Origin of the sequence: Neorhizobium sp. LjRoot104, from assembly GCF_964253725.1 — a bacterium.
Lineage (GTDB): Bacteria > Pseudomonadota > Alphaproteobacteria > Rhizobiales > Rhizobiaceae > Neorhizobium.
Genome location: NZ_CAXURS020000001.1, coordinates 4,210,536 through 4,231,786, shown reverse-complemented (window position 1 = coordinate 4,231,786; position 21,251 = coordinate 4,210,536). Strand labels below are relative to the sequence as shown.

At 62.7% G+C, this 21,251-nt stretch carries 20 protein-coding genes; 10 read left to right on the top strand and 10 right to left on the bottom strand.

What is annotated here, in order from left to right; genetic code table 11:
* Positions 1–121 precede the first annotated feature (121 nt).
* Positions 122–811 carry a hypothetical protein gene (locus ACSQ8R_RS20660; protein WP_436255091.1) on the top strand — a complete coding sequence of 230 codons (690 nt, stop codon included), beginning with the start codon at positions 122–124 and terminating at the stop codon, positions 809–811.
* On the top strand, positions 808–1,203 hold the full coding sequence (locus tag ACSQ8R_RS20655; RefSeq protein ID WP_436255090.1) for a hypothetical protein: 396 nt from the start codon (positions 808–810) through the stop codon (positions 1,201–1,203). Before ACSQ8R_RS20660 ends, ACSQ8R_RS20655 begins: the two co-directional genes overlap by 4 nt.
* A gap of 140 nt (positions 1,204–1,343) precedes the next feature.
* Here ACSQ8R_RS20655 and ACSQ8R_RS20650 read toward each other — a convergent pair whose 3' ends face one another.
* The 4 genes from ACSQ8R_RS20650 to ACSQ8R_RS20635 form a co-directional block, all read right to left on the bottom strand.
* The gene (locus ACSQ8R_RS20650) at positions 1,344–1,583 is read right to left on the bottom strand and encodes a hypothetical protein (RefSeq protein ID WP_436255089.1); all 240 of its coding nucleotides are present in this window, start codon (positions 1,581–1,583) and stop codon (positions 1,344–1,346) included.
* A 108-nt stretch (positions 1,584–1,691) separates the two neighbouring features.
* Positions 1,692–2,603 (bottom strand): DMT family transporter, encoded by a 912-nt coding sequence (locus ACSQ8R_RS20645; protein WP_436255088.1) that lies wholly within the window; start codon positions 2,601–2,603, stop codon positions 1,692–1,694.
* Positions 2,600–5,002, bottom strand: coding sequence for a PIG-L family deacetylase (locus tag ACSQ8R_RS20640; RefSeq protein ID WP_436255087.1), 2,403 nt, complete (start codon positions 5,000–5,002; stop codon positions 2,600–2,602). Before ACSQ8R_RS20640 ends, ACSQ8R_RS20645 begins: the two co-directional genes overlap by 4 nt.
* Positions 5,003–5,020: 18 nt before the next feature.
* Complete coding sequence (locus ACSQ8R_RS20635) at positions 5,021–6,247, bottom strand: ROK family protein (RefSeq protein WP_436255086.1); 1,227 nt, start codon at positions 6,245–6,247, stop codon at positions 5,021–5,023.
* A 259-nt stretch (positions 6,248–6,506) separates the two neighbouring features.
* On the opposite strand from ACSQ8R_RS20635, the gene ACSQ8R_RS20630 reads away from it, so the two are divergent.
* From ACSQ8R_RS20630 to ACSQ8R_RS20605, 6 genes are read left to right on the top strand one after another with little or no spacing between them, the layout of a single operon-like run.
* Positions 6,507–7,760, top strand: coding sequence for an extracellular solute-binding protein (locus ACSQ8R_RS20630; protein WP_436255085.1), 1,254 nt, complete (start codon positions 6,507–6,509; stop codon positions 7,758–7,760).
* Positions 7,761–7,775: 15 nt separating this feature from the next.
* A complete protein-coding gene (locus tag ACSQ8R_RS20625; RefSeq protein WP_436255084.1) occupies positions 7,776–8,729 on the top strand; it encodes a carbohydrate ABC transporter permease in 954 nt (317 codons plus the stop codon).
* The gene (locus ACSQ8R_RS20620) at positions 8,726–9,568 is read left to right on the top strand and encodes a carbohydrate ABC transporter permease (protein ID WP_436255083.1); all 843 of its coding nucleotides are present in this window, start codon (positions 8,726–8,728) and stop codon (positions 9,566–9,568) included. The genes ACSQ8R_RS20625 and ACSQ8R_RS20620 overlap by 4 nt, the downstream gene beginning before the upstream one ends.
* Before the next feature lie 4 nt (positions 9,569–9,572).
* Positions 9,573–11,087 (top strand): argininosuccinate lyase, encoded by a 1,515-nt coding sequence (gene argH, locus ACSQ8R_RS20615; protein WP_436255082.1) that lies wholly within the window; start codon positions 9,573–9,575, stop codon positions 11,085–11,087.
* On the top strand, positions 11,087–12,127 hold the full coding sequence (locus tag ACSQ8R_RS20610) for an ABC transporter ATP-binding protein (protein WP_436255081.1): 1,041 nt from the start codon (positions 11,087–11,089) through the stop codon (positions 12,125–12,127). Before argH ends, ACSQ8R_RS20610 begins: the two co-directional genes overlap by 1 nt.
* Complete coding sequence (locus tag ACSQ8R_RS20605) at positions 12,124–13,023, top strand: carbohydrate kinase family protein (RefSeq protein WP_436255080.1); 900 nt, start codon at positions 12,124–12,126, stop codon at positions 13,021–13,023. Before ACSQ8R_RS20610 ends, ACSQ8R_RS20605 begins: the two co-directional genes overlap by 4 nt.
* 52 nt (positions 13,024–13,075) lie before the next feature.
* Here ACSQ8R_RS20605 and ACSQ8R_RS20600 read toward each other — a convergent pair whose 3' ends face one another.
* From ACSQ8R_RS20600 to ACSQ8R_RS20575, 6 genes are all read right to left on the bottom strand, one after another.
* Complete coding sequence (locus ACSQ8R_RS20600; RefSeq protein ID WP_436255079.1) at positions 13,076–14,077, bottom strand: ABC transporter ATP-binding protein; 1,002 nt, start codon at positions 14,075–14,077, stop codon at positions 13,076–13,078.
* A gap of 26 nt (positions 14,078–14,103) precedes the next feature.
* Entirely contained in the window at positions 14,104–15,168 is a 1,065-nt protein-coding gene (locus ACSQ8R_RS20595; RefSeq protein WP_436255078.1) for a Gfo/Idh/MocA family protein, read from the bottom strand.
* Positions 15,165–16,004 carry a carbohydrate ABC transporter permease gene (locus tag ACSQ8R_RS20590; protein ID WP_436255077.1) on the bottom strand — a complete coding sequence of 280 codons (840 nt, stop codon included), beginning with the start codon at positions 16,002–16,004 and terminating at the stop codon, positions 15,165–15,167. Before ACSQ8R_RS20590 ends, ACSQ8R_RS20595 begins: the two co-directional genes overlap by 4 nt.
* 14 nt (positions 16,005–16,018) lie before the next feature.
* Entirely contained in the window at positions 16,019–16,969 is a 951-nt protein-coding gene (locus ACSQ8R_RS20585; protein WP_436255076.1) for a carbohydrate ABC transporter permease, read from the bottom strand.
* A 207-nt stretch (positions 16,970–17,176) separates the two neighbouring features.
* Positions 17,177–18,445 (bottom strand): ABC transporter substrate-binding protein, encoded by a 1,269-nt coding sequence (locus tag ACSQ8R_RS20580; protein WP_436255075.1) that lies wholly within the window; start codon positions 18,443–18,445, stop codon positions 17,177–17,179.
* Between the two features lie 26 nt (positions 18,446–18,471).
* On the bottom strand, positions 18,472–19,386 hold the full coding sequence (locus ACSQ8R_RS20575; RefSeq protein ID WP_436255074.1) for an N-acetylmuramic acid 6-phosphate etherase: 915 nt from the start codon (positions 19,384–19,386) through the stop codon (positions 18,472–18,474).
* 208 nt (positions 19,387–19,594) lie between these two features.
* Between ACSQ8R_RS20575 and ACSQ8R_RS20570 the strand changes: the two genes are divergently transcribed.
* Positions 19,595–20,482 carry a BadF/BadG/BcrA/BcrD ATPase family protein gene (locus ACSQ8R_RS20570; RefSeq protein ID WP_436255073.1) on the top strand — a complete coding sequence of 296 codons (888 nt, stop codon included), beginning with the start codon at positions 19,595–19,597 and terminating at the stop codon, positions 20,480–20,482.
* The gene (locus tag ACSQ8R_RS20565) at positions 20,479–21,243 is read left to right on the top strand and encodes a GntR family transcriptional regulator (protein ID WP_436255072.1); all 765 of its coding nucleotides are present in this window, start codon (positions 20,479–20,481) and stop codon (positions 21,241–21,243) included. The genes ACSQ8R_RS20570 and ACSQ8R_RS20565 overlap by 4 nt, the downstream gene beginning before the upstream one ends.
* Positions 21,244–21,251: the final 8 nt, after the last annotated feature.

Below are 21,251 nucleotides of genomic sequence, written 5' to 3'. Positions count from 1 at the left end.
AGACTAAATGCGTTGTTCCAATCAAAGCTCGGTTCACGAATCGACAAAGCACATTTGGTTTGACGTGACTCGCCCTCGATGGGTAATGATGTGTGCTGCAACGTACAGGACATAACTCGCCATGAGAGAAGACGCCCCACCGGTCGGGATCGGCTTTTATTCCGCAAGTGAAGCTGCACGCTTGCTGGATGCGCCCGTGCGCAATATTCGAAGATGGCTTGGTGGATACAATTATCGCCACAAAGGGGAAACCTTCCATGTTGAGCCGCTATGGGCCCCTCAGTTGCCCAGGCACGACGATCACATTGAACTTGGTTTTCGCGATCTAATTGAACTTCGATTTGTTCAAGAATTCATCAAAGCCGGTCTCGGCTTGAAGACAATTCGCCATTGTTTAGACTACGCTAAAGAGTGTGTGAAGGATGAACGTCCCTTCTCAACGCGGCGTTTTCAAACCGATGGTAGAACAATCTTTCTGGAAAGTGCGACCGCATCGGGAGACGAGACGCTTCTCGATCTTAAGCAAAAGCAATATACAATAAAGGCGGTCATAGAACGGACCTTCAAGGACCTCGATATTGAAAACGATGCTGTGAGCCGGTGGCGCCCTTACAAGGGAAAATCGTCAATTATCATCGACCCCTCCCTAGTATTCGGCCAACCCACCACCGCTATATATAACGTGCCTACGATTGCGTTAGCCCAAGCGGTAACAGCGGAGGGGTCCGAGAAAGCCGTTTCGCAGTTATATGAAGTGCCCCTATCAGTCGTCCGTGATGCGGTAGCATTTGAGGAAATGCTGGCGGCGTGAAAGTCCTCTTTGACCACAACCTTTCACCGAGAATTGCGAGAGCTTTTCAAGCGCTGATGGGTACTGACCATGAGATTGTAGCTCTAAGAGACAAATTCGTTGCCAATATAAAGGACGTTGATCTTATATCCGAACTCAGCAGTGAAGGTGGATGGATATTTATTTCGGGCGGCCGCCGCATCACTCGCAATCGAGCCGAAAAGGCCGCTTTTCAATCTTCGAAAATCATCGGCATGTTTCTGTCCTCGGGGTTGTATAAATCCCCAATGATGAAGCAAGCAGAGCGACTTATTGTACTCTGGCCTACGATAGAAACCGTGTCAAAAAATGTTTCTGGTGGCTCAATGTTTGAGTTGCCTATGAAATCAACGAAGCTCTCTCCATTGAGATGAGCCCCGAGCCCCCCGCCAATTCTCGGACGAAGCCTCATTTCAGCAGGTTGATTGGTATCCGTGGACGGCCCGCTTGGGTCCGCCAGACCTTCCAAGACATGGAAAAGCCGGTCGTCATGGACCAATCTGCGGCTGTTCGCCTACCTCTCTATTAAACCGCTGTGCGAGTGGCCGGCCAGCCGGCTGTGGGTGCGTTTGCGAATTGCCCTCTGGCGCTCGACCTTTCGTTCCAGCTCCGGCAGGCTCGTGCAAGCCAGGTTATCGGCGGCGACCTCGTACAGATACTGCTGGCGACGCACGCCGGCCATCTGCTGGATGACCAGTGCGAAGATGCCCGCCAGAACCGCGACGATTGCCAGAACGAACATTACAGCGACCATGAGCGCCTCCTGTCATCGCGATAACGTGCCCAGACGGATAAGGTTCTGCAATTATAGTTCGACGACGTCCACATCGCATCACATCCCTTTGCTGTAGGGGACCTTTACTCAAGCCTTCCTACTGAGGGCCCGGCGGCGGCGGCGGTCGAGCCAGGCGGCGCCCTGGAGGGCTGCCAGGATGATCAACACGCCGATCACCACCCGCACCTCCGGCACTTCGTCAAAGAAGACATAGCCGGTGACGGTCACGAAGACGATCGACAGGTAACCGACGGGGGCGAGCACGCTGGCGTCGGCGATCCGATAGGCGCGCAGGAAACAATATTGCCCGAGCTGGGCAAGGAAACCGATGCCGAGCAGCGGGATCCAGTCGATGGGCAAGACCGGCTGCCAGGTGAAGACGGCGGGCACGGCGGTGATGACCGCGAGGCCGACCGTATAGAAGACCATCATGACGGTGGTGTTCTCGTCCTTCAGCGCCCTTGTCTGGATGATCGCCAGCGAACCGAAGACGACCGAGACCAGCACGACCAGAACCTCGACATCGAAGCTCGATGTGCCGGGCGCCATGACGATCAGCACACCGATGAAGGCGAGGCCGGCGCCGAGCCAGCGGATACGGCTCACCCTCTCGCCGAGCATCGCGACCGCCATCGCCATGGTGATCAGCGGCCGGGAAAAGCCGACCGCATTGACCATGGCGAGCGGCAGCATGGTGATGGCGAGAAAATTGCTGGTCAGCGCCACGGCATTGCAGGAAATGCGAAAAATGTTGCGCCACGGGTGTTTTACGCGGCGCATTTCGGCGCGGTGCCGCCAGATCAGCGGCAGGATGAACAACAGTCCGATCATCGCGCGGATGAAGACGAGCTGGAAGGCGGGATAGGTCGCGCCTTGCGCCTTGACCAGCGCCGTCATGCCGCCGGAGACCAGCGTCATGTCGAGTAGCAGCCAGCCGATGCCGGTGCGGGCGTTCGAGGTCCGTTCACTATCCGACTCGGGAACTGCCTCGGTGCTCACGCCGGCTGCACGAGGTTCGCCATCAGCCGGAAGGCACCGGGAACGAGCTTGTCGAGCTGGTGGTGCAGCACGAGGCTGGTATGGGTATGGCGACCGCGGCCGATGGCGCCGGAGATCAGCGCGCCCTTGAGCGGCTGTTCGTCGGCATCATGCATGGCCAGAAGCGGCTCGTAGGCATCGTCCCAACGGGAGACGAAATAGAGACCGCGTTCCTTGTCCCATCCCTGCCAGTCTTCCGGGCCGATGACATTCGGTCCCTTCAGCAGCGGATGGTCGGGTGCGAGCACGGTGACTTCCGCCCTCGGATCGGTGACGCGCCAGCGCAGCGACGGCGAGCCGATCTCGATGCGGCGGACAGGCGTCCCGTTCGGGTCCCAGCCATCCGTCGGACGGTGATAAAGGGTCACGAGATGACCGCCCTGTTCGACAAAACGGTGCAGGCGCTCGGTCGCAGCGGCCAGGTCCTTGCGGATTCCGAAGGCGAAGATGCCGACGACGATGGTGGTGAAGCGCGACAGATCGCCGGAGAGGGATTGCGCGTCAAGTTCGGTCACGTCGAGGCCCATGCGGGCGAGCCACAGGCCGACGCGATCGGCCCCGCCGCCGACATAACCGATCCGCGCGCCTTCCGGCAGTTTCAGATCGACCGACAGGATTTTCAGGGTAGCGGGGGCACGAAAACTGGTGCGGCCGATATGCCGGTAGGCGATCGGCGTGACCTGGAAGGCCGGATGGCCGTCGACCTGCGGTTCGACCTCGACGAGGCCGGGCCTCGCCGCATCGGTCGGGGAGGCGATCCAGCCGCCATCGGTCTTTTTCATCACCCAGCCGGCGGGCGTCTTGAACGAGACGGGCGCGTTGACGCCGGAGATATCGGCTTTGATCGTCCATTCCGTCTGTTTGGTACCGAGCGGGACGACCAGTGCATCCGGCAGCAGGGTCAGCGACTGGGCGGGCGTGACCGCGAAGGGCTCTTCGAGGTCGAAAGCGGCGGTGGCGATCCGCCCGCCGATCTCGGCCGAAACCTCCACATGCGCATGGCCATTGCCGCCGAGCGCCGACCAGGCAGGCAGGTAGAGGCTCGAGAGCGGCGCGTCCGCCGCCGCGGTCAACGAGAGCACCCCGTCACCGGCAAGCGACTGGACGGAAGGCGAGACACCCGCCGGCAGGACGGAGCGGACACCCACCCAATGGTCCGGCGCGCCTTCACCGAGTTCCACGGTGAGCGTGGCGGCACCACCGGGAGAGATGACGGAGGGATCGGCATGGGCGCGTTCGAAGATCGCAGCCGCCTCGATGATCGCGGCATCGATTTCCCGCTGCTTGCGGGCGATACGATGACCGTGCAGTTCCTGGAAGTGCCCGGTCGCGGTGGCCGCCACGGTATCCAGCCAGCCGGCGGCTTCGGTGAGCGCGCCGAGGATCGCATCGCGATCCGGAAAGGCCGCGACCGCCAGGGAAATGGCGGCGTCGGCTGAACGCAGGGCTTCCGCGACATTGACGGTCAGATCAGGGATATCGGCAAGCAGCGCAAGCGATGCGGGCAGATTCTCCAGAACGGATCGCTCGGCATGCGAGCCCGCGGCGGAAAGCTTCAGATGCAGTTCCCAGGCCCTCTCGGGCCGCCTCGGCCAGTGGCCCATGCCCTGGGAGGCGTGGTAATAACGCGACCACTCGCCGATCCGGTCATAGTCCGCGCCGGTGGCCGGGTCGCGGCCCTCGGCGAGAACCGTCACCGTCGTATCCGGCGGCGGCACCTCGTCGTCATAGGTATCGCCGCCGCCGGACCAGGCCGGCAGGTAATATTTGGCGACCTTCCAGGGCTTCAGGCCTTCGGTGAAGTGTTCAGAATATGCATTGGGGTCGGCGGCAAGCATGATCGCCGTCTCGGCGGCCCGGGTCATGGCGCGGTGGTGGCCGTGCTGGCCGGGCACGTCGAGGAAGGTGGGGATGACGATATCCGGGCGTTCCATGCGGTAGGCGCGCACAAGACGTTCGACGATGCGGGCCTCGCCCCAGCGGGTGAAGGTCGCGTCGCCATCCTTGGAGAAGCCGAAATCGTGGACCGCGTCGGTCGGACCGTGACCAAGCCAGGAGACGTCGCTGTCGATCGCGCGGGCCGCCTCTTCCAGTTCGCGGGAGCGGATAACGCCAAGCGGCCCGAGGCGTTCGGGACCGAGCGCATTCTGGCCGCCTTCGCCGCGCGTCGAGCAGGCGATGATGACCCGCATGCCGAGGCCGAGGCGGAACCAGGCAAGCATGCCGTTCTGCTCGTCGTCCGGGTGGGCGCCGGTATTCATCATGGTGACCATCGACTTCAATCGCGAAAGCTTGCGATGGAGCCTAACGAGCGAGGGGTCGGCCATCTGCCGTTCGATGCGTTCGCGGGCGGTCAGCATGAAAGGTCCTCCAATATGTCAGGCGGAAATATCGGCGAGCGCCGCAAGCGAGGTTTCGAGCTTGGGCGTCACCATGTCGAAAAGCGGAAGGGCGGCAGCGCCGAGTGCCGCGGTCAATTGCCCGGTCTGGCCGCGCAGCACGCGGGGCAGGTCGCGCTGCCTGCGGCTGGCGACCGAGGTCGGCAGGTTGCCCATGCGCGCGACGATGTCTTCGATGATCGCATCCGGCAGCGCTCCGCCGAGGATGACGGTCTGCGGATCGAGGATGTTTTCGAGCATGGCGACCATCGGGCCGAGATAGGTCGCCGCCTCGTCGATCCATTCCTCGACGACCGGATGACGGTCGGCATGGAGCTTTTCGAGATCGGAAAACTCGCTGTTGGAAATACCGACGCAGCTCAGTTTTTCCTTCAGCACATAGGCGGAAACATAACCTTCCAGGCAGCCGAGCTGGCCGCAGGAGGGGCAGGGCCTGCCCTTCGGCACGACGGTGACATGGCCGATCTCGCCGGCATTGCCGAAGGCGCCGCGATAAGGCGCGCCGTCCTGGATGATGCCGAGGCCGATGCCGACGCCGAAATAGATCATGCAGAAATTGGAGATCGCCAGGCCCGCGCCGAACAGCCGCTCACCGACGGCGGCCGCCGTCGCGTCGTTCTCGACGATCACCGCATGACCGCAGGCTTCGCTGAGCGCCTGGGCGGCGTCGAGGCCAGCCCAGCCCGGCAGCGTCGTCGGGCCGACCGAGGTCATGCCGTCGATCTCGAACGGGCCGGGCATGACGACGCCGGTGCCGAGAAGCCTGGTGCCGGCCAGTTCCGTGACCGCTGTCAGCTCCGCCGCGAAGGCCGACAGGATATGCCCGGGCGTGGTATCTTTCAGCGGCGTGATGCGCTTTGCCCTCAAGCCGCCGGAGAGATCGAGCGCCACCGTCACCATGTGGTCGGCGGCGATTTCGACGCCGATGGTGGCGCCGCCTTGCGGGTTGACCGCGAACTGGATGGGCGGCTGGCCGCGGCCGGATTTCAGCCGGCCCATTTCCATCAGCAGCCCCTCGCCCGCCAGTTCATCGACGATATTGGCGACGGCCTGGGGCGTCAGGTGGGTGAGCTTGGCAATATGGGCGCGGCCGAGCGTGCCATGACGGCGCACCACATCCAGTACGACGCGGCGATTGTGCTCGCGGCTCCGTTCAGGGTTCTTGCCGATGGCCACCGGGTGTGTGCCGATCGTGTGTATGGTCATTTCGCCACCTTCGGTTGGCGGAATTCATAACGCCGGGGAACCGTTTCCCGCAATAGAATAATTCAAGTAAATTATCTTATTGACAAACCGCGGCACTCAGGAAAGCGTAAGGAAGGCTGCGGCGGAGGGTGCCGCAGCACGTCTAAGGGAGGATCGCCTCCCGAAACCAATAAGCGCATCGGGCTGCAGGTCGCGTCCGAATGCAGGGAACAATCAGACCCCAAGACCGGAGCACCCGGCGGGGCAAAAGGAGGCTCACATGCGCAAGGCAACTTTGTTCGCCGGTCTCGTCGCCGGTTTCAGCACGTTCGCATTCAATGCCGCGCAGGCGGTGGAAATCGAGTACTGGCAGTATGTCTTCGACACGCGCGTGAAGGCGATGGACCAGCTCATCGGTGAATTCCAGAAGGCCAATCCGGGCATCACGGTCAAGCAGGTCACCTTCCCCTATGCCGATTACCAGACGCGCGTGATCGCCGCCAACATGGCCGGCAATGGTCCCGACGTCATGCAGCTGTTCTACGGCTGGCTCGACAAGTTCGTCGCCGGCGGCCTTCTCGCGCCGCTGCCGAAGGATGCCTTCCCGCATGCCAAGATCGAGAGCGACTTCTTCCCGATCGTCAAGGCGATGAAACGCGGTGACGATTATTACGGCCTGCCGACCGCCGTGCGCTCGCTCGCCCTGTTCTACAACAAGAAGCTCTTCACCGAAGCCGGCCTCGACCCGAACAACCCGCCGAAGACGCTCGACGAATACGTCGCCGCCGCCCAGAAGATCGCCAAGCGCGACGCTTCCGGCAACCTCCTCGTCGAGGGCTCGACGCTCGACATGGGCGGCCAGGACCACCAGTGGTGGCGTGAGGTGCTGATCCGCCAGTTCGGCGGCGTGCCCTATACGGACAACGACCAGAAGGTTGCCTATAACAGCGAAGCCGGCATCAAGGCGCTGAAATTCTACACCAGCCTGCAGCTCGAGAAGAAGATCGGCGCGGCCGGCTTCATGGACGAAGGCCAGGCTGCCTTCCGCGGCGGCAAAGCCGGCATGACCATCGACGGCACCTTCCGCCTCGGCGCCTTCAAGAGCATCAAGGACTTCGAATGGGGCGTGACCGAACTGCCGGCCAATGCGCAGGGCGTGCGGTCCAACTATGCCAGCTATTTCGCCAACGGCATCAGCGCCAAGGCGAAGGGCGAGGAGCTCGAAGCCTCCAAGAAGTTCCTGGCCTATATCACCTCGCCTGCCGCCATGGACATCTGGCTGAAGACCGTCGGCGAGCTGCCGGCGCTCCGCTCCGCAGCGCTGACCGAGACCAACCTCAAGGACCCGATCTACGCACCGTTCCTGAAGGGCCTGGAATACGCTCACACCACGCTGTTCATGGATGAGCAGGCCCAGCGCCAGAACGCCATCGACATGGCAAACCGCGTGCTGCTGCAGGGCCAGTCCGTCGAGGACTCGATCAAACAGGCGGCTGCAGCCGAGCAGGAAATCATCGACGCGGCCAAGCCGTAAGACACGGAGCCGGTCATGGCAGCGATTGAACAGCAGGGGGCGGCGTCCGGCCGCCCCGGCGGATCCCCAGAGACATCCTTTGGCGACCGCTTTTCCATGCGGACGCGGCGCCTCGTCTGGGTCTGGAGTTTCCTTGCCCTGCCGATCCTCTTCTACGCGATCATCCGCTTCTATCCGACGTTCCAGGCCTTCTACCTGTCGTTCACCAACTGGGACCTGCTGCGGCCGGCGAAACTGATCGGGTTCGCCAACTACATCAAGCTCTTCAAGGACCCGCAGTTCTGGAAGGTGTTCAAGAACACGTTCACCTACCTGATCGTCGGCACGCCGATCAGCCTCGTTCTCGCCTTCACGATCGCCTTCTTCCTCGATCGCGTCCGCTTCATGCACAGTTTCATCCGGGCGCTGTATTTCCTGCCGTTCCTGACCACGGCCGCGGCCATGGCCTGGGTCTGGCGCTGGTTCTACCAGCCGCCGCCGATCGGCATCATCAACGATGTGTTCGGCATGCTCGGCATTCCGCAGCAGCCGTTCATCCGCTCCACCGACCAGGCGCTGTTCTCGATCATGGTGACGGCGATCTGGGCGGGCCTCGGCTTCCAGATCATCATCTTCATGGCCGGCCTGCGCGCCATTCCGGGCACGTTCTACGAGGCGGCACGGATCGACGGACTTGGCGAATGGGCGATCCTGCGCAAGATCACCCTGCCGCTCCTGAAACCGACTACCGTCTTTCTCGTGGTGTTCTCGTCGATCGGTTTCCTGCGCATTTTCGACCAGGTCTACAACATGACCACCAACGATCCCGGCGGACCGCTCGGATCGACCAAGCCGCTGGTTCTGATGATCTACCAGACCGCCTTCAACTCCTATGCGATGGGTTATGCCGCAGCGCAGACCGTGGTGCTGTTCACCATCCTGCTGATCGTTTCGCTGCTGCAGCTCTGGATCCTGAGGGAAAAAAAATGAGCGAAGCCACTCGCCTCAGCCATGGCAAGGTCCGGCCCGGCCTGATCGTCACCTGGACGGTGCTGTTCATCGGTGGCCTGATCATGGTCTCGCCGCTTGCCTTCATGTTCTCGACCTCGCTGAAGACGGCCGACCAGATCTACGACCTGCGCCTCATTCCCGCAGCGCCGACGCTTGCGAACTATATTTCGGTGCTCGCCGACGGGCGGTTCCTGCGCTGGTTCTTCAATTCGACGCTGATCGCGGTCGTCGTCACCGTTTCGAACTGCTTCTTCGACAGCCTTGTCGGCTATACGCTTGCCAAATTCGAGTTCCGCGGCCGCTATTTCATCTTCCTCGCGATCCTCTCGACGCTGATGATCCCGACCGAGATGCTGGTGATCCCGTGGTACCTGATGTCGAGCCAGCTTGGCTGGCTGGACAGCTACTGGGGCATCATGTTCCCCGGCATGATGACCGCCTTCGGCACCTTCCTGATGAAGCAGTTCTTCGAGACCGTGCCGAACGATTTTATCGAGGCTGCGCGCGTCGACGGGCTCAACGAATTCCAGATCTGGTGGAAAGTGGCCCTGCCGCTGGTGACGCCGGCGCTTTCGGCGCTCGCGATCTTCACCTTCCTCGGCAACTGGACGGCGTTCTTCTGGCCGCTGATCGTCACCACCAGCAAGGAACTCTATACGCTGCCGGTCGGGCTTTCGAGCTTCGCGGTCGAGCAGTCCATCCAGTGGGAAATGATCATGACAGGGGCGGCGATCGCCACCCTTCCCACGCTTCTCGTCTTCCTCGTCCTGCAGCGCTACATCGTCCGCGGTGTGATGCTGGCAGGCCTGAAAGGATAAAACCATGGCGGACATCAACCCGCGCCTTTCCGACACCAGCAAGTTCCCCGATCCGGTCTACAAGGAAACCGTGCTCAGGCCGCTCTTCGACGGCGCCAAGAGCCATCATGTGGACGGTTTTCGCCGGATCGACCGGGCGCATCTCGTGATGCTGGTCGAAACGGGCATCCTCGACAAAGAGCTGGCGGCCAAGATTGCCAACTCGCTTGTAGCGATCGACACGGAAATCGACCCGTCGAAACTCGTCTATACCGGCGAGGTGGAGGACTTCTTCTTCCTGATCGAGAAGGAGCTGAAGGCCCGTATCGGCGTCGATATCGCCGGGCGCCTGCATACCGCCCGGTCGCGCAACGACATCGACCACACGCTGTTCAAGCTCGGCCTCAAGGACAAGATCGACGCGCTGATGGGCAAGGCCCGTAAGCTGCTCTCCGCGATGATCGATGCCGCCGAGCGCGAGAAGGCGACGCTGATCGTTGCCTATACGCATGGCCAGCCGGCCCAACCGACGACGTTCGGACACTATCTCGCAGCCGCGATCGAAGTGCTGGTCCGCGATATCGAGCGTTTCGCGGAAGCCCGGAAAATCGTCGACCTGTCGCCGATGGGCGCTGCCGCGATCACCACGTCCGGCTTCCCGATCGACCGCGCCCGTGTTGCCGAACTGCTCGGCTTTTCGGCGCCGCTCAGGAATTCCTATTCCTGCATTGCCGCCGTCGATTATACGACCTCGACCTATTCGGCGATCGAGCTGATGTTCCTGCATCTCGGCCGCTTGATCCAGGATTTTCAGTTCTGGACGAGCTTCGAGGTCGGCCAGATCTACGTGCCGAACGCGCTGGTGCAGATCTCCTCGATCATGCCGCAGAAGCGCAATCCGGTGCCGATCGAGCATCTGCGCCACCTCGCCAGCCAGACGATGGGCCGGGCCCGCACCGTGCTCGACGTGATGCACAACACGCCGTTTACCGACATGAACGACAGCGAGGGCGAAACGCAGGGCATGGGCTACGAGGCCTTCGCCTCCGCCTCCCGCGTGCTCGACCTGCTCGCCGCGCTGATCAGCCAGATCAGCATCGATCCGGAACGGGTGGACCAGAATATCCGCCGGTCCTGCATCACCATTACTGAGCTCGCCGACTCGCTGGTGCGCATCGAAGGGCTTTCGTTCCGCGAGGCGCATGAGATCGCCGCAGCGACGGCCAAGAGCGTCGTCGCTTCAAAGGGCGACCTGCCCAATGACGGCTACGAGCCCTTCCTCAAGGCCTTCGAACATTCGGCCGGCCGCAAGCCGTCCGTCGATCTCCAGAAGTTCAGGCAAATCGTCTCGCCCGAACATTTCGTTTCCGTGCGCGCCCGGTTCGGTGGCCCGGCACCTGAGCCGATGCAGGCTGCCATATCAGCCTATCGCGACAAGCTCGCAGCCTTCGACGCCGAAGCGAAAAAGGCTGCCGATCACAAGGCGAAGGCCGCCGCCGAACTGAACCAGAAATTCACCGCCCTGACGGGAGCCCGCTGATGGCGACGATCGAACTGACAAAATTGGTGAAGCGCTACGGCAAGGTCGAGGCGGTCAAGGGTATCGACCTCCAGATTGCCGACGGCGAATTCGTCGTCTTCGTCGGCCCGTCCGGCTGCGGCAAGTCGACGACGCTCAGGATGATTGCGGGACTTGAGGAAATCTCCGGCGGGACGCTGAAGATCGGCTCGGAAGTGGTCAACGAACGCGAGCCGAAGCAGCGCAACATCGCCATGGTGTTCCAGAACTATGCGATCTATCCGCATATGACGGTGCGCCAGAATATCGGTTTCGGCCTTTACACGTCGAAGCTCGACAAGGCCGAGAAGGACAAGCGGATCGAGGCGGCCGGCAAGATCCTCGGCCTCGAAGCGCTGCTCGACCGCCGGCCCGCCGCCCTTTCCGGCGGCCAGCGCCAGCGCGTCGCGATCGGCCGGGCCATGGTGCGCGACCCCTCCGCCTTCCTGTTCGACGAGCCGCTGTCCAACCTCGACGCCCAGCTTCGCGCCCAGATGCGCATCGAGATCAAGCGGCTGCACCAGCGGCTGAAGACCACCACCGTGTATGTCACCCACGACCAGATCGAGGCCATGACCATGGCCGACCGGATCGTGGTGATGAAGGATGGCGTAATCCTGCAGGTCGGCACGCCTTCGGAACTTTACGATGCCCCGGTCGATGTGTTCACCGCCCGCTTCATCGGCAGCCCGTCGATGAACCTCGTGCGCGGCCGTCGGACGGTTTCGGGCGTCGAAATGGCGCCGGCCGGCGATATCCTGATCGGCGTGCGCCCGCATGACCTGATCGCGCACGCGACGGTCTCCGGCAGCGGCGGTTTCACGGTGACCGGAACGGTCTCCGCCGTGGAACCCCTGGGACCGGAAACGCTGGTGCACCTGGATGTGGCCGACACCCCAATCATCGCGACCGTGCGCGAAAAATTCGTGCCGGCGGTCGGAAGTACGCTTACCTGCGAAGCCGCCCCCGGCGACCTCTACCTCTTCGATGCCAGCACAGAGAGATTTCTGGGCCGTTCATGATGACGCATGCAGAGACCAGATCCGCGGTGCTCAGCATCGGACGGATCTATTGCGACCTGATCTTCACGGGTCTCGACCACCTGCCGGTGCTCGGGCGCGAGATCTATGCCAGCGGCATGGAGATCGCGGCCGGCGGCGGCGGCTTCATCGCGGCTGCCCATCTTGCGCATGCCGGCCGCAAGGTGGCGCTGGCCGCCCGGCTCGGCATGGATTCTCTGTCGGCGGGCGTCGAGGAGCAGATCCGGGAGAGCGGCGTCGACCTGCGTTTCATCGAACATGCGCAGGATGCCGGCCCGCAGGTGACGGTCGCGGCCGTGGTCGGCCAGGACCGCGCCTTCCTCACCCGCCGCGCCGGGCCTGCCCTGCCTGCGACGCTCGACGCGGCTCTCGACTGGGACGAAGCGCGCCACCTGCACATCGCCGAATATGCGACACTGCACGAAATCCCGGATCTCGTTTCCCGCGCCAAGGAAAAGGGGCTAACCGTGTCGCTCGATCCGAGCTGGGATGCGACTTTGATCTATGACCGCGGCCTGCTGCAGGCCTGCGAAGGCGTCGATCTGTTCCTGCCCAATCTCGAAGAAGCGGAAGCGATCACCGGCTCGGCCGATCCGGAAGTTGCGATCCGCAAACTATCGCTCGCCTTTCCGCTCGTCCTCTTGAAGGGTGGTGCTGAAGGCGCCTGGCTGATGTCGAACGGCCGGATGCTGCATGCGCCGGCGGAAACCGTGCCGGTGATCGATACGACCGGCGCCGGCGACGCCTGCAATGCCGGCTTCATCGATGCCTGGCTGGACGGGGCGTCCGAAGAGGCCTGCCTGAAGGCGGGCATTCGTTTCGGCAGCCGGGCCGTGCAGGCGGCCGGCGGCGCGAAGCTGCTGGCGAGCAACGATTAAAGCTATTCCAGGGGAAGCGCAGCGGTTTCCCTGGAATGCGAATGAAAAGCCCTCAGACGATGGCGCGGTCGTTGGCCTCGAAGCGGTGCAGGCTCGCCCTGTCCGGCGTCGCGAACACCACGTCATCGGGCGCATAGGCGTGTTCGCCGAACAGGCGCACGGTCAGAAGGCCGGTCGCCTCGGTTTCCAGATAGACGATCGTGTCGGCGCCGAGATGTTCGACATGGATGACCTTGCCCTTCCAGTCGCCGCTTTCGCGCGACAGGGCAATATGTTCGGGGCGGACGCCGATCGTCTTGGCGCCCGACTGGCCGAGCTTTTCGGCCGGGATGAAATTCATCTGCGGCGAGCCGATGAAACCGGCGACGAAGACGTTTGCCGGCTTGTTATAAAGTTCCATCGGCGAGCCGATCTGCTCGATCGCGCCGGCATTCAGCACGACGATCTTGTCGGCAAGCGTCATCGCCTCGACCTGGTCGTGGGTGACGTAGATCATCGTCGCCTTCAGCCGCCGGTGCAGGCCGGCGATCTCCAGGCGGGTCTGGACGCGCAGGGCCGCGTCGAGGTTCGACAGCGGTTCGTCGAAAAGGAAGAGTTTCGGCTCGCGCACGATGGCGCGACCGATCGCGACGCGCTGGCGCTGGCCGCCGGAAAGCTCGGCCGGGCGGCGGGCGAGATAGGGATCGAGCGACAGCATGCTCGAGGCCTTCGTCACACGGGTATCGATTTCCGCCTTTTCGGTGCCCGCCTGCTTCAGGCCAAGACCCATATTGTCCTTGACCGTCAGGTGCGGATAAAGCGCGTAGGACTGGAAGACCATGGCGATGCCGCGCTTGGCGGGCGGGGTCGTCGCCATTTCCTGGCCGTCGATGCGGATCGAGCCGGACGTTGCGTCCTCAAGGCCGGCGATGACGCGCAGCAGCGTGGACTTGCCGCAGCCGGACGGGCCGACGAAGATCACGAACTCGCCGTCCTTGACCTCCAGGTCGATGCCTTTCAGCACTTCATTGTTGCCGAAGGCCTTGCGGATGGATTTCAGTTGAAGCGAACCCAAGGGCGTTTTCCTTACAAACCGGGCTGTCAGAGGCGGACGGGCGCGCCGGTGCGCACGCTTTCGTCCGCCGCGAGGCAGATGCGCAGCGACTGGACGGCGTCGTCCATGTGCCGGGTGAGATCGATATTCTCGCGGATCGCCTTCAGCACATAGGCCTGTTCGAGATCGCAGAGCTTCTGGTGATCCGGCTCGCCGGTCATGGCGAGATCCTCGTCGCGCCGCACGAACCGGCCGTCCGGGCCGGTCTCGGCGGAATGGACGCGGATGACCGAGGTCTTGGTATGCGTGTCGATATCGTCGGATTTCGCCTTGGCGTCCACCAGGATCGAGACCGAGCCTTTGGGCGACATCACGTCCTTCACGAAGAAGGCCATTTCCGACATCATCGGCCCCCAGCCGGCCTCGTACCAGCCGACCGAGCCGTCCTCGAACAGGACCTGCATATGGCCGTAGTTGTACATGTCCGGCGCCACTTCGTCGGTCATCCTGAGGCCCATGCCGCGGACTTCTACGGCTTTCGCATCGGTGATCTGGCACCAGACATCGACGTAGTGCACGCCGCAATCGACGATCGGCGAGGTGGTCTGCATCAGCGCCTTGTGCACATCCCATTTGGCGCCGGAGGACTGCTGGTTGAGGTTCATGCGGAAAACGTAGGGCGGGCCGAGCTTGCGGGCCTCCTCGATCAGCCGCATCCAGGACGGGTGGTGGCGGAGGATGTAACCGATCACCAGCTTGCGGCCGTGTTTCTTCGCCGCCGCGACGACGCGCTCGGCATCGGCGACCGTGGTCGCCAGCGGCTTTTCAACGAAGACGTCGCAGCCGGCCTCGAAGGCCATCACCGCATAGTCAGCATGGGTATCGGAATAGGTGTTGATCGAGCAGAGGTCCGGCTTCGTCTCGTTCAGCGCCTGCTCGAAATCGGTGAAGAGCGGGTAGGCTTCGAGCCCGGCCGGCAGGTCGCGCAACGAGCGGTTGACGAGGCCGGCGATCTCGAAACCCGGGTTGTCGTGATAGGCGAGCGCATGGCTCCTGCCCATGTTGCCGAGGCCGGCGACGAGGACGCGGATGGGGCGGGTGGACGATGTCACTTGACGGCTCCGGATGTGATGCCGCGGATCAGTTGCCGCGAGAAGATGACGTAGAGAACCATGACCGGCAGGATCGCCAGCGACAGGGCCGAGAGCACCGCGTTCCAGTTGGTGACGAACTGGCCGATGAACATCTGGGCGCCCAGGGTCACGGTCTTGGTCCCCTCGCCCGGGGCGAGGATCAGCGGGAACCAGAGGTCGTTCCAGATCGGGATCATGGTGAAGACCGCGACCGTCGCCATGGCGGGGCGCACCAGCGGCAGGACGAGGCGGAAGAAGATCGCATATTCCGACAGCCCGTCGATGCGGCCGGCGCTCTTCAGGTCGTCGGAGACGGTGCGCATGAATTCCGAGAGGATGAAGATCGCCAGCGGCAGGCCTTGGGCGGTATAGACCAGGATCAGCGACGTCAGCGTGTTGACGAGGCCGGCGGCGACCATGCCCTGCAGGATCGCCACGGTGCCCAATCGGATCGGGATCATGATGCCGAGCGCGAGATAAAGGCCCATCAGCGTATTGCCGCGGAAACGGTATTCGGAGAGCGCGAAGGCGGCCATGGCGCCGAACAGCAGGACGAGCGCGATCGAAGCGACTGTCACGATCAGGCTGTTCTGGAAATAACCGACGAAATTGCCCTGGCTCACTACGGTCTGGTACCCGATCAGGCTGAAGGTCGAGGGGGTCGGCAGGGCCATCGGCTGGCTGAAGATCGCGCTGCGGCTCTTGAACGAGTTGACCAGCGTCAGGAAAACCGGAAACAGCGCCACCAGCGTATAGGCGATCAGCGCCAGGTGGATGAAGGCGGCACGGACGGGGGCGGAGCGGGCTTTCGACATGTCTTTCGCTCCTCTCAGAACTGGTAGCGGCGCATGCGCCGCTGGATGACGAAAAGATAAAGCGCGACGCCGGCGAGGATGATCAGGAACATCACCGCGGCGATGGTGGCACCCATGGACCGGTCGCCCATCTGGTTCTGGAACCCGAAGAAGGTGCGGTAGAGCAACGTGCCGAGAATGTCGGTCGAGCCGTTCGGGCCGGCCAGCGCCCCCTGCACCGTGTAGATCAGGTCGAAAGCATTAAAATTGCCGACGAAGGTGAGCACCGAAACGATGCCGATCGAGGGCAGGATGAGCGGCAGCTTGATCTTCCAGAACTGGCTCCAGCCGGTAATGCCGTCGCATTCGGCGGCTTCCAGCACTTCGTCCGGGATGTTGAGGAGCGCCGCATAGATCAGCATCATCGGGATGCCGACATATTGCCAGACGGAGATCAGCGATACGGCGATCAGCGCGGTCTCGGCCTTGCCGAGCCAGGGCGCGAAGGCCCATTTCAGGCCGACCAGATCCATCAGGCTCGGGGCGATGCCCCAGATCGGCGACAGGATGAGCTTCCAGATGAAGCCGACGATGACGAAGGAGAGCAGCGTCGGCACGAAGATCGCCGAGCGGTAGAAGGCGGCGAACCGCAGGCCCGGCAGCGACAGCATCGCGGCGATCGCAATGCCGACCGGGTTCTGCACCAGCATATGGATGATGAAGAAAACGACGTTGTTGCGCAGCGCATTCCAGAAATCGGCGGAAAGCCGCGGATCGCCGAACAGCGTCTTGAAATTGTTGAGGCCGACGAAGGCGAGCTGGCCCTCGACGATGTTGAACAACGACAGCCTGAGCGTCTCGATCAGCGGCAGGATCATCACCGCCGTATAGACGAGGAAGGCCGGCGCCAGGAAAACGGCGATATGCCAGCGGGTCGGGCGTTTCACCGGAACCGTTTCGATATCGGCAATTTCGGTATCGCTCATGGGTCTGGGTTCCGGTGGTTTGCTTTTAGCTGAGTGTGCGAATCGCCCCTCATCCGCCTGCCGGCACCTTCTCCCCGTCCTAACGGGGAGAAGGGAAATGCCGCGCCGTTTCCGTGCTTCAAAGGCATCGTGGGGCAAGTCCCCTCTCCCCGCAAGCGGGGAGAGGGTTAGGGTGAGGGGCAGTCTTCGATCGCCAGAGACGGAGGCTTACTTCGCCGGCTTATACCAGCTGTCGAGGCCCTTCTGGGTCTCGGCGGCGGCCTGTTCCGGGGTTTGCGTGCCGTTGATGACGTTGGCCGAGACGCGCCACATTTCGAGGTCGAGGTTCGGCTGGCCGCGGCCGACGATGGCCGCACTTGGGCGGATCGTCGGCTTGCAGTTCTGGCGCCAGGAGACAAATTCCTGGGCGAGCGTGTCGGTCATCTTCACCGGCGTCGAGTTCAGGCTGAAGAAGCCCGGTGCGGCGTTGGCATAGAGATCGGCGAATTCCGGCGAAGCGACCCAGGAGAGGAATTTCTTGGCGGCTTCGAGGTTCTTGCCCTTGGCGTTGAGGCCGATGCCGATGTCGTTATGGTCGGAAATGTAGCAGGTATCGCCGGCCTTCTTGACCGGCGGCGGGAAGGCGCCCATTTCGAAATCGGCCTGCGCCTTGAACGGAGCGATTTCCCAGGAGCCGGCCGGGTAGATGGCGGCGCGGCCGAGCGTAAAGAGGTTCTGGCTGTCCGGATAGGTCTGGGCTTCGAAACCGTCGCCGAGATAGGGCTTCCACTTGGCGAGCGTCTTGTAGGGCTCGACCCAGGCGGCGTCGGTCAGCTTTTCCTTGCCCGCGATCAGCGCCTTGCGGCCGTCCTCGCCCTTCCAGTAGTTCGGGCCGATATTGTAATAGCCCATGGTCGCCGCTTCCCACTGGTCCTTGGTACCCATGGCGAGCGGGATGTACTTGCCGTCCTTCTTGAATTTTTCGAGGACCGCGAAGAACTCGTCCTCGGTCTTCGGGACCTGGACGCCGACATCGGCGAAGGCCTTCTTGTTGTAGATGAAGCCGTGGATGACCGAGGCCATCGGCACGCAGAACGTGGTCTTGCCGTCGTCGGTGCTCCAGGCGGACTTGCCGACGTCGGAGAAGTTGGAAATGCCGGGCAGGTCGTTCAGCGAGGCGAGCTGGCCCTTCTGGAACATGGCGAGCGACAGGTCGAACGGGCGGCAGGTGATGAGATCGCCGGCGGTGCCGGCTTCGAGCTTGGCGTTGACGGCGGAATTGTATTCCGTCGGCGCCATCGGCGCGAAGGTCACCTTGATGCCCGGGTTCTTGGCTTCGAAGGCCGGGATGATCTTCTGCTGCCAGATCGGCAGGTCGTCATTGCGCCAGCTCTCGATGGTGAGCGTCGCGGTCTGTGCCGACGCTCCGGTAGCGACGAAGCCCGCCGGTGCGAGTATGGTGGTGGCAAAAAGAATGCTTTTCAATATGCGTGTCATGATGTTCTCCCTTTTATATGCGCCTTTCAGGCGCGCTTCATGGAACTCTTGGACGCCTGCAAATCGGCAAGTGCGGCGCGCAGCACATCTTGCGAACGGAAAAGCAAGGCCTTGGCGGCCTCGACATCAGCGGCGCCGGCTGCGAGCAGGACCGCCACTTTAACCGAACCTTCAGCAGTCTCGATCCGGTCACGCGCCTCGTCGAAACCGATGCCGGCGATATCGGCCACCATGCGGGCAGCCCGGGCGCGCAGCTTGCCGTTATCGGCGCGCAGATTGACCATATGGCCGTCGTGCACGTGGCCGAGTTTGACGGCGGTCAGCGTCGACAGCATGTTGAAGGCGATCTTCTGGGCGGTCGCTGCCCCCATGCGGGTGGAGCCGGCGACGACTTCCGGCGGCGTTTCGAGCAGGATCGCCGCATCGGTGCCCTCGAACAGTTTCGCTCCGGTATTGTTGGCCATCGCCACGAGTTTCGCGCCACGGCGTTTCGCGGTCTCGGCGACTGCAACGGTATAGGGGGTTGAACCGCTCGCGGAAACGCAGATGACGCAATCCGCCGCATCGATGATATCGGCGTCGCGTTCACCGAGCGAGGCGTCATCTTCGGGACCGCCCGGCAGATCGGCGATAGCGGAAAGGCCGCCGGCAAACAGGATGGCGATGCGTTCCGGCGGGATACCGTAGGTGCCGGGCAGTTCCATGGCATCGGCCATCGCAACGAGACCGGCGCTGCCGGCACCGGCATAAACCACTTTGCCGCCCGATTTCAGAGCGGCGGCGGCGAGATCGGCAGCCTTGGCGATCGCAGGGATGGCATGGTCGACAACCCTGGCCGCCGCCTGCTGGCCGGACGCGAGAAGCGCAAGGATTTCCGCGGACGCAAGCGTATCCAGCCCCTCCGCTTTCCCATGCCTTGCCTCGGTTGCAGCTCTGCTCATCCGGTTTCTCCCTCTCACCCAAAATGATGCCAAAAAAATACCAATTGTCCAGAAGGAAAATTAACTTTTATGAACGGATCGATAATTTCAGTCGAAATCCTCGAAAATAAAGCAATATTTTCAAATGCATGAAACAGAGTTCCCGGGTTTTTCGAAATCGCGCTTGGTTATTGGTACTTTTTTGGTATTATTTACCTCGGAGGTACCCATGGCGGACTATTTTATCGGAATCGATGGGGGCGGAACAAGTTGCCGTGCAGCCCTGGCTGACGAAAACGGCACCATCCTCGGCCGCGGCAAAAGCGGTGCTTCCAATATCCTGACCGACCCCGACACGGCTCTCAGGCATATCGCCGAGGCCTCCCGCCTTGCCTTTGCCGAAGCCGGGCTTGAACCGGACCTTTCCTCCACCTCCGCCGTGCTCGGGCTTGCCGGCAACAATGTCGGCGATGCGGTGAGTTACGTGCAGGCACGTCTGCCGTTCAGGCAGTCGGATATTGTGTCTGACGGCGTGATCGCGCTGCAGGGCGCAATTGGCGACGATGATGGGGCGATCGGCATCGTCGGCACCGGCACCGTCTATATCGCCCGGCATCAGGGCAGGCTGCATTCGGTCGCCGGCTGGGGTTTCCAGGTCAGCGATCTCGGCAGCGGCGCCCGGCTCGGCCAGCTCGCGCTGCAGGAAAGCCTGCTCGCCTATGACAATATCCACCCGATGACCGGCCTGTCGAAGGCCATTCTGGCGGAGTTCGACGGCAATCCGGAAAAGGTGGTCGATTTCGCCCGGCTGGCGAAACCAGGCGACTTCGGGCGTCATACGCCGAAAGTGTTCGAATATGCGCGGTCGGGCGACGAGGCGGCGATCCGCATCCTCAAGACCGGGGCAACGGGCATCGACGAGGCGCTCGATGTCGTGAATGGTATCACCAGGGGAAAAGGCCGGCTCTGCCTGCTCGGCGGGCTTGCGCCTCTCTATCCCGAATATCTGGCCGACCGGCATCGCGCCCGGTTGTCCGAGCCGCTGGCCGACGCGCTGACCGGCGCGGTGGCGCTTGCCGTCAAGACCTATGGTCCGCGGGCGGAGCTTCGCGCATGAACCAGACACTCGCCGCCATCCTGCCGCTCGACGGCCTGCAATCGGCAGGCACCGGCCCGCTTTATCGAAAATTGCGCCAGAGCCTCGAAGACGCGATCCGCACCGGCAAGCTCGGGCATGGCGATGCCCTGCCGGCCGAGCGCGACCTCGCCGACTATGCCAATGTCAGCCGCGTCACGGTGCGCAAGGCGGTCGACGATCTCGTCAAGGACGGGCTGCTCACCCGCAGGCACGGTTCCGGCACGTTCGTGGTCAAGCCGATGTCGCGCGTCGAGCAGCCGCTGACCCGGCTCACGTCGTTTACCGAGGACATGGCGCGGCGCGGCCTGGTGACGCGATCCGAATGGCTGGAACGCGGGCTGTTCCACCCTTCGCCGGAAGAGATGATGATGCTCGGTCTTGCGCCGGGGGAAAAAGTTGCGCGGCTCGGCCGTCTGCGGCTCGGCAACGACATGCCGCTTGCAATCGAGCGCGCCAGCATTTCCGCCGATTTCCTGCCGGATCCTTCGGCTGTGACCAGTTCGCTTTATGTCGAGCTTGAAAAAAAGGATGCCCGGCCGGTGCGCGCCATACAGCGGATATCGGCCTGCAATATGAAGAACCCGGATGCGGGATTGCTGGCCGTGCCGATCGGCTCCGCCGGGCTTTCGATCGAGCGGGTTTCCTATCTGGCCTCCGGCCGGGTGGTGGAGCTTACCCGCTCGCTCTATCGCGGCGACGCCTATGATTTCGTGGCCGAGCTCTCGCTCGGCGAAAACTGACCTTCGAG

Bases quoted from the DNA above. Each gene is read 5' to 3' on its own strand.
- ACSQ8R_RS20660 (WP_436255091.1), top strand. From the start codon at position 122: ATGAGAGAAGACGCCCCACCGGTCGGGATCGGCTTTTATTCCGCAAGT.
- ACSQ8R_RS20650 (WP_436255089.1), bottom strand. From the start codon at position 1,583: ATGGTCGCTGTAATGTTCGTTCTGGCAATCGTCGCGGTTCTGGCGGGC.
- ACSQ8R_RS20640 (WP_436255087.1), bottom strand. From the start codon at position 5,002: ATGCTGACCGCCCGCGAACGCATCGAACGGCAGATGGCCGACCCCTCG.
- ACSQ8R_RS20635 (WP_436255086.1), bottom strand. From the start codon at position 6,247: ATGACCATACACACGATCGGCACACACCCGGTGGCCATCGGCAAGAAC.
- ACSQ8R_RS20630 (WP_436255085.1), top strand. From the start codon at position 6,507: ATGCGCAAGGCAACTTTGTTCGCCGGTCTCGTCGCCGGTTTCAGCACG.
- ACSQ8R_RS20625 (WP_436255084.1), top strand. From the start codon at position 7,776: ATGGCAGCGATTGAACAGCAGGGGGCGGCGTCCGGCCGCCCCGGCGGA.
- ACSQ8R_RS20620 (WP_436255083.1), top strand. From the start codon at position 8,726: ATGAGCGAAGCCACTCGCCTCAGCCATGGCAAGGTCCGGCCCGGCCTG.
- argH (WP_436255082.1), top strand. From the start codon at position 9,573: ATGGCGGACATCAACCCGCGCCTTTCCGACACCAGCAAGTTCCCCGAT.
- ACSQ8R_RS20610 (WP_436255081.1), top strand. From the start codon at position 11,087: ATGGCGACGATCGAACTGACAAAATTGGTGAAGCGCTACGGCAAGGTC.
- ACSQ8R_RS20605 (WP_436255080.1), top strand. From the start codon at position 12,124: ATGATGACGCATGCAGAGACCAGATCCGCGGTGCTCAGCATCGGACGG.
- ACSQ8R_RS20590 (WP_436255077.1), bottom strand. From the start codon at position 16,004: ATGTCGAAAGCCCGCTCCGCCCCCGTCCGTGCCGCCTTCATCCACCTG.
- ACSQ8R_RS20585 (WP_436255076.1), bottom strand. From the start codon at position 16,969: ATGAGCGATACCGAAATTGCCGATATCGAAACGGTTCCGGTGAAACGC.
- ACSQ8R_RS20580 (WP_436255075.1), bottom strand. From the start codon at position 18,445: ATGACACGCATATTGAAAAGCATTCTTTTTGCCACCACCATACTCGCA.
- ACSQ8R_RS20575 (WP_436255074.1), bottom strand. From the start codon at position 19,386: ATGAGCAGAGCTGCAACCGAGGCAAGGCATGGGAAAGCGGAGGGGCTG.
- ACSQ8R_RS20570 (WP_436255073.1), top strand. From the start codon at position 19,595: ATGGCGGACTATTTTATCGGAATCGATGGGGGCGGAACAAGTTGCCGT.
- ACSQ8R_RS20565 (WP_436255072.1), top strand. From the start codon at position 20,479: ATGAACCAGACACTCGCCGCCATCCTGCCGCTCGACGGCCTGCAATCG.